We start from the raw sequence: 13,708 nt of genomic DNA, 5'->3' as shown, positions 1-13,708 counted from the left end.
AGTGCTATACGCAGGAACGTCGAATTTCGACCTCGGCCTAAACCGAATGACTAAGATCGCTAGTGCCTCCGACCGCTTGCCGAACAAAATAGCATTGTCTTGGCACCGGTGAGGCGCTGCAGGAGGCTTGCCGAACCAGTCTGGTCGACGAGCAATGCCAAGGGCAACCTAAGCCTGGCGCTTCAGTTAAAGCAAGGAGACTATCATCATAGCCCAAACAAAGACGAGCATCGCGATGCAAGCCGGGCGGAAGAGATAAAATCGCTGCCAGTTCGTGAGGCGGAGGTCGTTGTAGTGCATGGATCTGTCAAGTCTTACGTGATCCATGTTGCTGTCGACAGAAAAATCACCACCGTTCTTCTTGTAGAAATTATACTCCCGAACCTGCGCGATAGTCTGTTGTACAGCCAGAAGGCCAACCGCGATAAGAGCCGCAGAAAAAATGACGATCTCAAGTATCAGCAAGCGTTTCTCCTGTGCGATCGGTTGAAACGGCGACGTATCCGGGTTTGGATCAAATCGTGGGAGACGAAGTGTCAAATCGCTTCAATGGATGCAGTTGATGTTTAAAACTACGCAATGTCGATTTTTTCGTCCAGTATCTGACAATGGTGTTGCGCGGTATTTCGGAGAGGTGAGAGATGGAATTCCGCAAGCTCGATGCGGACACAGGGATAAACTGTCATGTGACGTCCTACATGACGGCATCAGATAGTGCCGGAAGAAAGTTGCTCAGGTGGCTGTAGAGAAAGGCAAGCAGACTGTAGATCCTTCTCGGAAGGCACTTGCACCGAGGCTGTATGTGATCCTGGCACGGTCAGCGAGAACAGGTGTCATATTTCGGCGCGGCCCGAGCCGGCTGGTGCAGCTCGTTCGCTGGGACTTGCGCACCGACACTTTTGAAAATGGTCAATGGTTGAAGGGACGGGTCTACGAGAGACGCTGCGATCTTTCTCCTTCCGGAGAACTTCTGGTCTACTTCGCGGCCACAAATCGCCCGCCCTACGGGAGCTGGACGGCCATATCGAAGCCGCCATTCTTCACCGCACTGACGCTTTGGCCAAAAGGAGACGCGTGGGGAGGAGGCGGTGTTTTCGAAGACGAGAACAAATTGCTTCTCAACCATCCGTTTGACGATAACCGCGTCTCGCTCGCTCCAGGTTTTCGATTGAAGCGAGGCATGCAAGTGGACCCGTGCGGTATATTGTCGGGACGTGGAGAGGACGAGCCCATCAGCGGCTACATACTTGCGCGTGACGGTTGGCGTGTGATCGACGCCGGTGAGGGGCAAACCAATGGCCTGAAGGCCTCGACCTTTTACAGCTTCAATAAGCCGCGTGTCCTGCAAAAACCGGGTGCAAACGGCCGGCGCCTTCAGATGGTTCTTCATTCGATCGGTCGCAGTCAAAAGGCGTGGTACGGACTGGACTACCGCGTGTATGACCGGGACGGAACATTGCTTGTCGACCTTCCGGAAACGGATTGGGCAGACTGGGATGGCGGCGATCTGGTGTTTGCACGCGGCGGGTGCCTCTATAGGCTGGCAAAAAGCGACTTCCGATCCGGTGATGTCATGCCTATTGAGTTTTCCTCGCGCCTGCATGACTTCAACGGCGCAGGTTTCACCGCCCTGGCACCTCCGCACGCCGCTCGTCACTACTGACCCACCCAGCCTCGCCGGGAGCTTTGATCTCAGGCATTACTCATCCACTTGTATCTTCGGGTCGTAACCGCCTTACGATGCCACCGGAAACGTGGAGCTGTGTGTCACCCACCCGGATCGAGTAGAGGCCGGCCAGCTCGACTTCGCCCGGTTCAATATCCTCAATGAGCAGCAGTCCTGTATCGGTCATCGCGTAAACATGTCGTGCGTCAACTGCGAATACACGGTTGAGGAAATGCAGAATGGCTGGATCGATTCCAGGAATCTTTTTGCGATAACTGCCTCCGAACAGCATCTCGCCGTTCGCATCAATCAGAAGCTGATCGTTGACACCACGCGCTGTGGCGGGATTGACCTTGCCGGGCCGGTTGATGGGCTTCCCGCGATAAAGCAGGGTATCGCCCATCCGTGCAAAGGAATAGCCGAGCGATTCCACCGCTGCGGGATTGTCGATGCCGCGCTTGCGCACACCTTCCACGATCAGCCCTTTTGCGTCACGAGCATAGGCGCCGCCCAAAACCTCGAAGCTCGCCATGTCGATTTTGACGACAGCAAGCTCTGGTAAAGGTGCTGTACTGTCGATGTAATAGGCCTGCTGCTTGTCTTTGAACCATGGGCCGTCGAGCTTTCCGAAGCTCGCGGGATCGGCTTTCTTAATGGGCTCCATCCCGTAATGTTCGAGGCCGGGCAAGAAGTAGCGCAGGCCGTGCCGATCCTGCCCGAACACATCAACGATGTGTCGGAAGCTGTCGTGGTCGAAATGATCGAGTGAGACCCATTCGGCTTCCTGCGGACGCTGTGGCCTAACCAGAATCCGGCGTCCATCGCTGTAATAGAGACCGCCGATCGGTACTGCCTCATTCCCCACAGACGCGCTTACCGCACGGCGTGCCTTCTCCCGGTGCCACCAGCTGTCGGCAATCTCGGGATGGTTCTCGAAATAGCCGCTCCAAGACTCAAATTCTGCCGAAACTGATTGAGGTTGCCCTGCATAGTACGGCCGCTCGCTGTCATAAGCGCGATACTGACCTGCTTCTGATGCGCAGGCAAAACTCTCTCGGTCCGCGTCGGGAATCAGGCTCTTCTCCCAATAGACATGCTTCCTGTCAGCGAAATATCTGCCTTCGTCGCCGATGGAATGGAAACTGGCCGGATCCGCGCCTTCAATCGCGACCCCGTAAGCATAGACTTTGCGACTGTCCTTTGCGTAGTGACTCTCTTCGATACGGATGCCCGGTTTCTGGCCGCTGCCGTAATAATAGCTGACGATCCCGAATGTACCCGGCTCCTCGGTGGGAAGGCGCAAGTTGGTAATGTAATAACCGGCGGCCTTGTCGACACCATAACGTTGGTTCAGAACGGTGAAGCTGTCCGGATCGGCGCCGCGCGCTGAGAACCAGAAAAGCTTCGTTGGTGTCTCGCCCTGGCCGTAGACATGTCTATCGTCGCAAAACCAGCGGTCACCAAGCTGTCGAAAGGTGAAGGGGTCGACCCCGGACAACGGGACGCCCTTGCGGTCGCGGATTGGTGCGCCGTCCACATAGACCTGATGGCCATTGTGGATATAGCGGATGGTCGGGAATCGTCTTTCTCCGATGTAATGCGCGACCCAGTCGACATTGGCGAAGGGGCCGATACGAGGATTAGCTTCGACTGCCCGCCGCAAAGCCGCAAGCTCTGTGCGCATGCTGAAGGGTTCTGTTACCGGTAGGCCGATGCCGTCATTCCCCGTCAGACGCTGGAAAAGCGCCCGATCCTGTTCGGGTTCGGGAAGTCCGTCCCGCCTGAACGCGGCCGTAACCCAACTTGTATTGGCGTAATGAAGTTGGCTGTAGCGCTCTCGGAACCGTTGCCAGCGCGCGGGATCTATGTTGAGACGCTCGAATATCTGTGACGCAGCATATCCGGCCTCGGCAAAAAGAGTGGCCGCATACCAATGGGCATAGGGTAGTGGGAAAAGTTCAATCAGCTTAGTTCCGCCCAAGTCCGCTCCGATCTGTGGTGTCAATGCCAGCCGTGGTTCCAAGCCAGTTTACCTGTCTATCTTGCGCCATTTTTTGCGGCTCAAAACACCAGAAGGAAACAGGCTTTTTTTACTTTAAGAAAATACCCTAGTTTGATGTTTTTATTCATTTTGTGCGCTTTGGTTTTTTATCTGCGCCGTACCTTATTGCTGCGTTGTTACCATGGCTTGTCGCACGATATCGTAGACAGTAAGAGCTGGAAGACGGGAAAAGAAGTTGCTGTTATCGGCGGCGGAGGGCCACGCTGACCAAAGGGTGAGTACATGCAGGCGCCCATTCCGCCATATGACTGTCGCATCTATATCGCCGCTGTCCTGACCTTTTTTGTCTGTTACTGAAAACCGGAAGGTGCGTGCGGGGATTCCCTGTTTTGCAAGCAGACTGTCTTCCTCACTCGATATCAGTGCGGGTGGCCGGGCATCAGGTGTCTGCCTGACAAAGTAATCCCTCACGATCGTGGCTCCGGCCATTTCCAGGTCCGGTTTTTCCTTCATGTCCTGAACGAGCAGCCATACCAGGCCAACATCTCTTCCGCCCTTGCGCCGGATCATGTGCAACTCGGCCGGCAAAGCGCCATGAAAATCGTTGATCGGTATTTCCCACTGGTCCGGGATGCGGAGTGCGATCCGCTCGTTGCCTATCCGAACAGGAACCGATTGCAGCTCCTCCCCAAAGCTTGATTCTTCTCCATTTTCCCATGAGAGGCTGTCAATGAACGCAACGGCATACTTGTCAGCCCGAACTACCAGATCATAAGCCGCGTCAGCATCCGCCGCGTTGCTGACATCTGCAACGAAATTTATGCCCAGCGCCTGCTTCCCGCGAGAGAAGCAATAGCTGATAAGGGCGCTATGTGGTTCGCCGCTCTGATCCTTGGTGCCCAGAAGCATAGCTTCTGTCAGGTCCGATGCAACTTTTGAGACGCGCGTTGTGTATCCAGCAGTGTCTGCCTGGTAAGTGCAGATCCGGAACGCTGCCGATGGCGCCTGCAGATTGTACCCGATAAAGGTCGTCTCGATTTTCGGACTGGACGAATCTGAAGTTATTTTTCCGATGACTTTCACATTACCGATTGTGCCAGGCTCCGTCGGACTCATTGGTACGGTTTCGACCGTAGCATTTGGGGAAAGCGTCCCTTCAAGATTGAGGGCTGGCGCTGAGAAATCGAATTTTCTCATCACCGGTACGGCATTTTGAACGGCACTATCGTTATCCTGTGCAAAACCGGTTCCGGCGAACATCGTAACGGCGACCGAAGTTGCGACAAGCACACATGCAAAAGACCGGCATTTCTCTCCGTGTACCATCCGCTCCCCGGTCAACATCAAAAATTATAATTCTGCCTAACCGTGCAATGAAAAGTACGGCGACACAACCTCTGAGTTTAGACTGGTGAAGACTCTCATGGAAACGTCATTGGAAAAAGCGTCAGACGGCCGAAATCGTGACAGCTCTCAAAAATCTCCGAGAACAGATGTCAAGGGAATGTGATGTTCGTGTGCGCGAACATGGCGGCTATGGCGTTGTCGTTGAACCGGCCGTGGCGTCTCCAAACTACGTGAAGGTGCAGTAAAGAATGTTTGGCGGCAAGCTAAGAGGTTGCACAAGAACGCTCATGACTTCGTCGTTAACGTCATCACCTGAAATAGTGACATCAATGGTGATGTTCCTATCCAGTGAATTGACGCGGCGTGCGAGTGATGTGACTGCTAGTTGATCGTCACGCGTTTGGCTCATCAAACTCGACCGGACCTCGGTTTCGCTTTCCGTGGTCGTGCGGACCTCAACCCTACGACGTTGTGACTCGACTGGGTGTTGTGGAACAAAGCGCTTGATGAGCAGAACAGCTCTGGGGGAGGTTATGTTGATCAGCAAGATCAGAAGCGTTGCCTCAGCAGCCTCGAAAATTTCTCCACAACCCGCGAGGACGCCGATCGCTCCCGTAGCCCATATTGTCGCCGACGTGCTCAACCCGCGAATGTTGAGGCCGTCGCGCATAATTAGTCCTGCGCCAAGGAAGCCTATCCCCGTCACCACCTGGCCGCCCGTGCGGATATCCTCGTTAACTTCGAGGATGGCGGGCAGGGCGCAGGCCGCTGGACTACTTGGGCTTCGTGTGACCCAATTTCGGGGGCCCTCTGTAGGCAGGCTGGAGTGTACCCCGTTTCGCCGGACAGCTCGGCTTGTTTGATTCAGTCCTGATGAACTGCTGAGGGAAGCCGTCTCGAGCGCTTAACGGGGATAGGTGCATCGGGACGCCTAGGAAATTTGGAAGGGCGGCTCACTTTTAGGGGTGACCGATTAAAAGACGCCAATGTTGTCGTCGGCGCATACTATCGGCTCAATCCAAGCCCCTGCGACCGGTTAAGCTGCCGTCCGAGTGCGTGGTCATGGCTAAGCTCGGCCATGCGCGTTCGGTTCACGATACGGGCGGTCATCTGAATGTGCTCGGCCTGCTTTGCGAGTTCCGGGCGTGCCGCTAGCTCTTCGGCGAACCTGCGAGGATCAGAACTACCAAACCGCCGCGTGAGCGCTTCGGCCACCAGCCTGGCCTCATCAAGCGCGGCTTGCCCCTCAGGTGACGATCGCAGTTCTGAGATAAACTGGCTCCGCTTCTCCAACGGCATTTTCTCCACCTTGGCGATGATCTCGGCGCTACGGGAGGTGAGGCCGGGAACCTCGATGACGTCACGCTGCTCACGCTGCCATTGTTCGCTCGCGCGTTCTTCGCCAAGCCGGCGCTGCCATGCCTCGGAGACATAGCCAATATGGGCCGACAGAGACCTGGCATATTGCAGCGCCTCTTTCCGCTCCTTGTTGTTTCCGAACAGACCTGACTTGCCGCGTAGCTCCCCGAACCGCTCGGGTTGCTCGGCCATGGCTTTCGCCATGATTTTTCCATTGCCTTCCTTCTCGGTCATCGCGGTGCGCAGTCTTGCGGCGACTTCGACCGGATCACGGAACACGTGCCGCGCGAGAGATTCCACCGTATCGAATCTGTGATCGATGACGGACATCGCTCTTTCCCGTGCTACCTGTTCGATGCTGCGGTCGTGACGGGTGATCGCTGGCACCAGCGGAATGGGCTTGCCGGGTTCCGTCGGCAATTGCTGGCTGACATCTTCTGTGGGGGCAGGGATGGCGCCGTCTTGCGACATGACGTCGGACCACCGAATGCGGCGATAGCCTTTGTTGTCCTCAGCCCTGTGCTGATCTTCGCGGTGAACAGGGCCGGCCAGATCGCCGGCACGTTCCTCGTAAACCTGCTGACGCTCCGATGGCCGGTCCTGCTGCTCCCGTTGCAGATGGGCCGAACGGGACAAGACCTCTTGACGCTCATCCTGGGCGGAAGCAAGTTCAATCTCGCTTCTCACCCCAAACTCTTGCCCGATCCATTGGCCGCTTGCGATCCATTGGTCGCTGGCGATCCCGCGCCGCTCGGCAAAGTCGCTGATGTAATCCAGCGTGGTTTCCTTCGCGCCGGAACGCGACAGACGGCTTGTCAGCTGCTCGTACGCCAACGCGTTACCCTTGACGACACGCCATGCATTGCGCTCGGCCTGGGTGCCATCCGGAAGCGTGACAGGCGTGGCGCCTTCATGCTGCAGGGAAATCCTGTCCCCGATCGCGGGAGATGCACCTCGCATGGCCCGCCTGAGATCGACGCCCCACACCGTGCGCCGCTCGCCCTTGTCGTTCTCCAGCGTCACAAAATAGTTTTCTCGCGCCTGGGGATTATGCTCGTAGGGCGCAACGCCGTGATCAACCAGCCGGCCCGCATTGGCGAACTCCTTGATGTCGGCATAGAGCTGCACGCCGTCGCGATGCCTTGTCATGGCAACATAGGTCAGATGCCGGTCCATGGTGCTCGACGCCAGCACAAAGGCGCGATCCACCGTCGCTCCCTGATTTTTATGGATCGTCGTCGCATAGCCGTGGTCGATTGCCTGATAGCTGTCTGTCGGAATGCTGACACTGTCGCCGCCTCGACCATCGAGCCGGGCGATGATCTTGCCCGGCTCCACATGCTCGACCGTGCCAAGCATGCCGTTTTTGACGCCGAGGTCGCGGTTGTTTTCGAGCCGTTATTGGTCTGGAAGGTGAGTTCGCGACCGGCCTCACCATCCCCACGGTCAACACCGTCGCTCAACTCTTGGCCGCGTTCGAGCTTTTGTCTGTTTTGAAGTTCAGAACGAATGGCGGCATTGAGGGCGCGCACATCAGCGCGGCGATGCGCCATGGCAACCCGGGTGCCATCGGCACGCTTCTCACTGTCGGCGACATAATCACGCACGATCTGCGCCATCGCCTCCTCGCGGCTTTCCGCAAAGAGGATGTCGCCGTGATCGCGATAGGCGGCCAGCCCCTCGGCCGTCTTGTGGGTCGCAAAGGCTACCGATGCCTGCCTCTGCCAATCATGGCGCTGGCGGCGTATCCCGGAAAGTTCGACATGACCAATGTGCTCGGCAATCGCCCTGAAGGATGCACCGGCTCCGATCGCCTGCAGCTGCTCATGGTCGCCGACAAGAACGATCTTTGCGCCGCGCTCTTCCGCTTCTCCGATAAAGCGGGCGAGCTGCCGGCTCCCGACCATGCCGGCCTCGTCAATGACAAACACGTCACTGCGACCGATCAGATCCCGGCCATGGTCCCAGCTGTAAGACCATGACGCCAGCGTGCGGCTCTCTATGCCAGAACTTTCCTCAAGACCCTCGGCAGCCTTTCCGGACAGCGCCGCTCCATGGACCTGATAGCCTTGAGCCTCCCACGCNCTCTCTATGCCAGAACTTTCCTCAAGACCCTCGGCAGCCTTTCCGGACAGCGCCGCTCCATGGACCTGATAGCCTTGAGCCTCCCACGCCTCGCGAGCCGCTGCCAGCATGGTGGACTTTCCAGCACCGGCAAACCCGACCACAGCAGCGATGCGTTCTGGCCCTGTAATATGCGCGATCGCATGACGCTGTTCGTCCGACAATCCCGCTGACGGATCGCTTGCAGCTAACATTCCGCCGGAGCTTCTCCGAAGAGAGCGATCCTGCCTCTCCATGGCGCGCTCGACATGGCAAGGATCGACGCCATGGGAATGCGCCTGATGCAACCGCTCCGCCGATCGCGCCATGCCAAGTTCCAGGTCGATCATGTCCTGCGTCGAATAGCGCGCATTGGACACTTCGCCTGTCTCGGCATCGATGCGCTCAGCCTGAAGCTCAACGAGCGCTGGTGAGGCGATGACAGATGCAAAGGCGTTCTGGAATGTTTGGGCGTCATCATTGATGTAGCGATGCAAGGTTTTGGCGATATCGTGGCGATCGAACACGCTCTTCTCATGGCTGATCAGCGTCAGAACCTGTTCCGGTTTTTGGCGGATCACTTCGGCATTTTGCCGTGCTGCCTCGTCATCCAGCCGCCCGCGCTCGACGGCCATTCCTTGCTGGCGCATCTGCGACGCATGCACGCCCATATGCTCGGTCGGCGACAACTCAAGGCCGCGCTCAATATGCGAGCGATGATCGATGCGAACATCCAGGCCTTCGCGTTGAAGCTGACGGTTGGCGATGCCTTCCNGCCCGCGCTCGACGGTCATTCCTTGCTGGCGCATCTGCGACGCATGCACGCCCATATGCTCGGTCGGCGACAACTCAAGGCCGCGCTCAATATGCGAGCGATGATCGATGCGAACATCCAGGCCTTCGCGTTGAAGCTGACGGTTGGCGATGCCTTCCCATGACTGCCGGATATCGCGAAGCTGCATGTCGGTTGTCGCCATGCCATTTGCCAGCAGCCGTGCGTTCTTGTGCTCAAGACAGGTCTTCTCGCCAAGGCCGGCTTCGCGAACCTGTCGCGTCGTCATCAGCACATGCGCATGGTAGTTCCTGATATCACCATGCTCACTTGGCGAATGGATTGCAAAATCCACGGCCGCGCCATAGCGGTTTGCCAGATCCTGAGCAAAGGCACGCGCAGCCTTCAGTCGCCCNATCACCATGCTCACTTGGCGAATGGATTGCAAAATCCACGGCCGCGCCATAGCGGTTTGCCAGATCCTGAGCAAAGGCACGCGCAGCCTTCAGTCGCCCCTCTGTCGAAAGCTCATGTGGAAGCGCGATTTCGAATTCACGGGCGACACGGGCATCCTTGCGCTTTTCTGCGAACTCGGCAGCATTCCATAAAGCCGAACGATCCAAAGCCCAATCGGCAGGCACGCCTTGCGGCAGCACGATCTCTTTATGCTCGACACCCTCTTTGCGGGTGAAGTCATGCACAAGGCCATCGCGACGATTGACGAGAAGAACCGCGCAACGGTAGGCGGCAGATGCCACAGCGCTGCGGCCAGATGACCGCGAGACAGGTTTGGTGCTGAGATGATAAATCGCCAAACGAAATCTCCGATACGCAAACGGGGAGACCAAACGCTCAAAGGCGCTGCAAGTCGTAAGTGCGCCCTTGTCTGTTTACCGGTGGCGACGCTAGCAACATCGAACAGCGATTTCGACTACTAAAAGTAGTAGTCGCCAAGTGGCAATTGCTCGTGTTTGAATAGGGACACAATCGCGTCAATCAGGGGAGGGCGATAGGCGCAGGCTGATCGCACGACTGATCAGGGACAGAGGACAAGGGACAAGCGAGCTGGAAGAGTGGAGGAAGATATTGCAGGCGCGGCTCGACAAACAGGAGAGGGCGCAGGTAACGCGCAGTGGATAGTCCCGTAAGACAGGCATTCGCTTGGTGGCTACCAAAAATCGGAGTTTCAAACAAGTTTACAATGGACCATACAGGATACCGTCCAGAAACGGAGCAGACATGAAGACCAGCCTTGAACATTTGCCGGAACGAAAGCAACGCGAGCTTGCGCGCGTCGTCGGAATTATTCAGGAAGAGTTTGCTGATCTGGTGGAGCGCTCCAAGTCTGACGCCAAGAAGGATGGGCGGATCTTCAAAATCATTCTGTTCGGTTCTTACGCGCGTGGCACCTGGGTGGATGAACCGCATACGTCGAAAGGCTATCGCTCGGATTTCGACATCCTTGTCATCGTCAGCAACAAGGAACTTGCCGACCCCAAATACTGGGACAAGACAACAGACCGGTTGATGTGGGACAAGGAGATCGAGACACCCGTGGGGCTTATCGTGCATGGCGCTCGCGAGATCAGCAATTTTTTGCATGATGGCCAGTACTTCTTCGTCGACCTCGCCCGCGAAGGTGTTGTTCTTTACGAACTCGATGACCGGCCGCTCGCCGAGGCGAAACAACTCAGCCCTGCCGATGCAATCAGGGTGGCCGAGGAGCATTTCGAAAAGCAGTTTAGGAACGCAGTCGATTTTCTGAAAGGTTCGAAATTCTTTGTGCAGGAAGAAAACATCAACCTCGCAACATTCAATCTCCACCAATCAGTTGAAACAGCCTACTCCTGCTATCTGCTGACGCACACAAATTACACGCCGGCCTCACATAACCTCAAATTCCTGCGTGGACTTTCAGAGGATAGGGATCGCCGTCTGATCGACATCTGGCCGCGCGACCGTCAGCGATTTACCACATGGTACAACATCCTGAATGAGGCCTACGTCAAGGCACGCTATTCGAAGCGTTTCGAGGTTTCCGAAGAGGCGCTCAGCTGGCTTCAGGAGCGGACCGCGGAACTTCACAAGCTGGTTGAGACGCTTTGCCGCGAGCACATCGAAAAGCTCGAACAGGCCGCGAACGCCAGCGACTGAGCTTCACTGGTAGCACAAAGTCTCCTGTACTCAGGTGACGGCGACCACAGCGTCATGAACCATATGGTCAAACCTACTCTCACAATCGCTATGTCGATCTCCTCATAGAAACTGGTCTGTCTTCCAGGAGCAAAGCCGCGGTCGTGGCAAGGAAAACAATCGAACAGCGCCTGGCTGAATTGGATGCGCAACGTTCCGCCCTCAAGGCCCGGCTCTCGAAAACCGAGCGCAACAACGATATGCGCCGCAAGGTCCTGATCGGGTCGCTCGTTCTGCATCAACTCGAGACCTCGGATGATCAGGAGTTCAACAAACAACTCGGTGACTGGCTGCGCCGCGAACTGCCGGGCTTTCTGACGCGCGACAATGACAAGGCGCTGTTTGACGATCTGATCGGACAAGGACTGCCGGGCACGGGAGAGGGTGGCGACAGCGGGCAGGGCGCTCCATGAACCGGTTGCGACTTTCTCGGGACGCATTCAAGAACATGATGCGAGCCGCCGCGCCCTGATGAGGTGCGCAATCTGCCGGCGCACGGACAGTTGCTGTTCCTGGCCGGGCAACGACCAGTTTTCGCTGAAAAGCTTGCCTACTTTGCCGATCCGGAATTCAGGGAGATGTTCGATCCAGTCTGACGGGAAGCGTGTCCAGAAGGCGGTTGGGCAACCCGTCACACCATTGTACGCGCGGCCCTCGTGCTACCTTGACCCTAGTGGGAAGTGGATATGGCTCGGCAAGCCCCGAGAACAGGCGCCCACTGCAACGGAATATGGTACGCGGTGATCCAGCCTGTCCTGACGCGAACGCGCTCCCCATAGTGCCGAAGTGAGCGGCAGGACGGGCGTGCGTCTTGCTGTGAAGGAATAAAAGTGGAGGCGTGCTGCGTGTTTTCAACGACAACGACCATGAATGCGTCCGCTGTATCGTTGGCGCGGCCCGGATCGGGATGGGCGAAACAGGCCGGAGCTATACCGGACTGCTCTATTCACGCTTCTGTCGTTCTAGGCGAGACAGCCGATAGTTTTAGGATCGCATATGATCCATAATCGATTAGTTCAAATTTAAAGAATTACTTATGATATCTTAAATCCGGAATAACGCGATTTTGGAACCGGAGCGGTGTGTTACGACATAGCGGGTTCTGGGTCGATTGCGTATCTCATTTACTATGCCGTAAGCTCCCACATGAGCTGTGGGGCTCCTCACGCTTGTGACACCCCGGGCATGACACTTTTTGGGCTGATAATCTATCTGGGTATACCTGCAAACAGGTGTTTTGACGCTTAAAATCTGGATCGACCTCCGCTCTACGAGGCGATAGCGACCTGGGACCCAATCGGAAAGGCGCACCGAACGGCTGGCGCACTGTCGTTGACGCCATGGGCGGAGGCTCACAGATTAAGCATATCCTTGAGAGCTAATTGACAAATTGAGTGAAAGTCTCGATTGATCTCCACGTTTAATGGGAACGAGCACCGTTTTTCTAGCTCAAATACTTTCCCGAATATTGGCTACTCGTATTCTATTTATTTCATCAAGCATGCCGCTTCCAGCTATCTGGAGCGGCTTTTGATAGAGGTAAGCCAATGCTCTCATTGGGAAAAATCTAATGTAGATCAATTGGCGCGGATGTTCTCACATAGTTCGCCCGTTGTTCCGCGACAGTTATGAGGCTGATAATTCGCCGGGGAGGCGCTGCAACTGCTTGCCGCTCTCGTCGCCTTCAGCCAGCAACGCAATGCGGGCTTGAGCGACGGACAGTAGGGCCTCGCTCAGTGCCCTTTGGTCTCGCAATCTTTCTTCGCCTGATCGTGATGCCACTTGATCGCATAATACATGCCTATGCCGAGCACTATGACCTTGGCCGGGAAAAAGACGAAAGGAAACCAATCTACCCAAGAACCATCAGACATTTCGAGCATTTCCATTCTGCTGTTTGGAATTGGCTATCCTCAAGGATAGCACTCACTCGAAATGTTTCGGCGATCAAGCTTGCACTCGTGGCGCAACCCAACCACCGCCGTAGTAGGCTTAAGACTCTGTATGGTGAAAGCGGACTACTAACAATGCCATCGTAATTCTGGAAATAACTGTCCAGACGACGTCGATGCCGCCAAAGTGTTGATTATTTTACGGAATTTTGGCGCCCGTTTTTTTTCCAAGGATTTTCTTTTTTGCCCATTGACGTAGGCGCAAACTGCTCTCTATAAGTCCGCTCACTGAACGAGGGCGGCGGCGCTGCTGGCGACGAAGTCTTTCGTTCTAAAGAAATCATGTTGATGAGCTGACTGCTTGTTGTTTTCCA

General features: G+C 56.1%; 10 protein-coding genes and 4 pseudogenes. 4 read left to right on the top strand and 10 right to left on the bottom strand.

Going from position 1 to position 13,708, the window contains the following annotated elements; translation table 11 throughout:
• Nucleotides 1-186: 186 nt before the first annotated feature.
• Nucleotides 187-465, bottom strand: a complete 279-nt coding sequence (locus ASD46_RS20190) for a hypothetical protein (protein ID WP_035200485.1) — start codon at nucleotides 463-465, stop codon at nucleotides 187-189.
• Nucleotides 466-862: 397 nt separating this feature from the next.
• On the opposite strand from ASD46_RS20190, the gene ASD46_RS20185 reads away from it, so the two are divergent.
• Entirely contained in the window at nucleotides 863-1,663 is an 801-nt protein-coding gene (locus tag ASD46_RS20185; protein WP_323455138.1) for a hypothetical protein, read from the top strand.
• A gap of 40 nt (nucleotides 1,664-1,703) precedes the next feature.
• On the opposite strand, the gene ASD46_RS20180 is transcribed toward ASD46_RS20185, so the two are convergent.
• From ASD46_RS20180 to ASD46_RS26690, 7 genes and pseudogenes are all read right to left on the bottom strand, one after another.
• A complete protein-coding gene (locus tag ASD46_RS20180; RefSeq protein ID WP_323455137.1) occupies nucleotides 1,704-3,647 on the bottom strand; it encodes a DKNYY domain-containing protein in 1,944 nt (647 codons plus the stop codon).
• Nucleotides 3,648-3,830: 183 nt separating this feature from the next.
• A complete protein-coding gene (locus ASD46_RS20175; RefSeq protein ID WP_323455136.1) occupies nucleotides 3,831-4,928 on the bottom strand; it encodes a hypothetical protein in 1,098 nt (365 codons plus the stop codon).
• 313 nt (nucleotides 4,929-5,241) lie between these two features.
• Nucleotides 5,242-5,721, bottom strand: a complete 480-nt coding sequence (locus tag ASD46_RS20170) for an MgtC/SapB family protein (protein ID WP_323455135.1) — start codon at nucleotides 5,719-5,721, stop codon at nucleotides 5,242-5,244.
• Between the two features lie 299 nt (nucleotides 5,722-6,020).
• Nucleotides 6,021-8,458: pseudogene (locus ASD46_RS27185) on the bottom strand (AAA family ATPase); the annotation flags it as partial.
• 1 nt (nucleotide 8,459) lies between these two features.
• Nucleotides 8,460-9,251 (bottom strand): annotated as a pseudogene (locus ASD46_RS27830) (AAA family ATPase); the annotation flags it as partial.
• Between the two features lies 1 nt (nucleotide 9,252).
• A pseudogene (locus tag ASD46_RS27605) lies at nucleotides 9,253-9,664 on the bottom strand (MobA/MobL family protein); the annotation flags it as partial.
• Nucleotide 9,665: 1 nt separating this feature from the next.
• Nucleotides 9,666-10,064, bottom strand: a 399-nt coding sequence (locus ASD46_RS26690) for a MobA/MobL family protein (protein ID WP_162248399.1), incomplete at its 3' end; no start/stop codon positions are given.
• Between the two features lie 424 nt (nucleotides 10,065-10,488).
• On the opposite strand from ASD46_RS26690, the gene ASD46_RS20160 reads away from it, so the two are divergent.
• The 3 genes and pseudogenes from ASD46_RS20160 to ASD46_RS27175 form a co-directional block, all read left to right on the top strand.
• Entirely contained in the window at nucleotides 10,489-11,403 is a 915-nt protein-coding gene (locus ASD46_RS20160) for a nucleotidyltransferase and HEPN domain-containing protein (RefSeq protein ID WP_060642578.1), read from the top strand.
• Between the two features lie 143 nt (nucleotides 11,404-11,546).
• Nucleotides 11,547-11,855 carry a hypothetical protein gene (locus tag ASD46_RS20155; protein WP_060642577.1) on the top strand — a complete coding sequence of 103 codons (309 nt, stop codon included), beginning with the start codon at nucleotides 11,547-11,549 and terminating at the stop codon, nucleotides 11,853-11,855.
• 54 nt (nucleotides 11,856-11,909) lie between these two features.
• Nucleotides 11,910-12,038, top strand: a pseudogene (locus ASD46_RS27175) (type IV secretory system conjugative DNA transfer family protein); the annotation flags it as partial.
• 1,137 nt (nucleotides 12,039-13,175) lie between these two features.
• Here the strand turns inward: ASD46_RS27175 and ASD46_RS27510 are convergent.
• Together ASD46_RS27510 and ASD46_RS27600 are read right to left on the bottom strand one after the other, a co-directional pair.
• Nucleotides 13,176-13,316, bottom strand: a complete 141-nt coding sequence (locus ASD46_RS27510) for a hypothetical protein (RefSeq protein ID WP_192939893.1) — start codon at nucleotides 13,314-13,316, stop codon at nucleotides 13,176-13,178.
• A gap of 212 nt (nucleotides 13,317-13,528) precedes the next feature.
• Nucleotides 13,529-13,708: hypothetical protein (locus tag ASD46_RS27600; RefSeq protein ID WP_156390078.1), on the bottom strand; the 180-nt coding region annotated here is incomplete at its 5' end.

The organism is Rhizobium sp. Root491 (assembly GCF_001427205.1).
GTDB lineage: Bacteria > Pseudomonadota > Alphaproteobacteria > Rhizobiales > Rhizobiaceae > Agrobacterium > Agrobacterium tumefaciens.
Note: the sequence above shows the minus strand (reverse complement) of the source record. Positions and strands in the feature narration are given on the sequence as shown.

What these genes read in the sequence shown, in the direction of transcription:
- ASD46_RS27510 (WP_192939893.1), bottom strand. Translation starts at nt 13,316, where the DNA reads ATGTCTGATGGTTCTTGGGTAGATTGGTTTCCTTTCGTCTTTTTCCCG.
- ASD46_RS20160 (WP_060642578.1), top strand. Translation starts at nt 10,489, where the DNA reads ATGAAGACCAGCCTTGAACATTTGCCGGAACGAAAGCAACGCGAGCTT.
- ASD46_RS20175 (WP_323455136.1), bottom strand. Translation starts at nt 4,928, where the DNA reads ATGTTCGCCGGAACCGGTTTTGCACAGGATAACGATAGTGCCGTTCAA.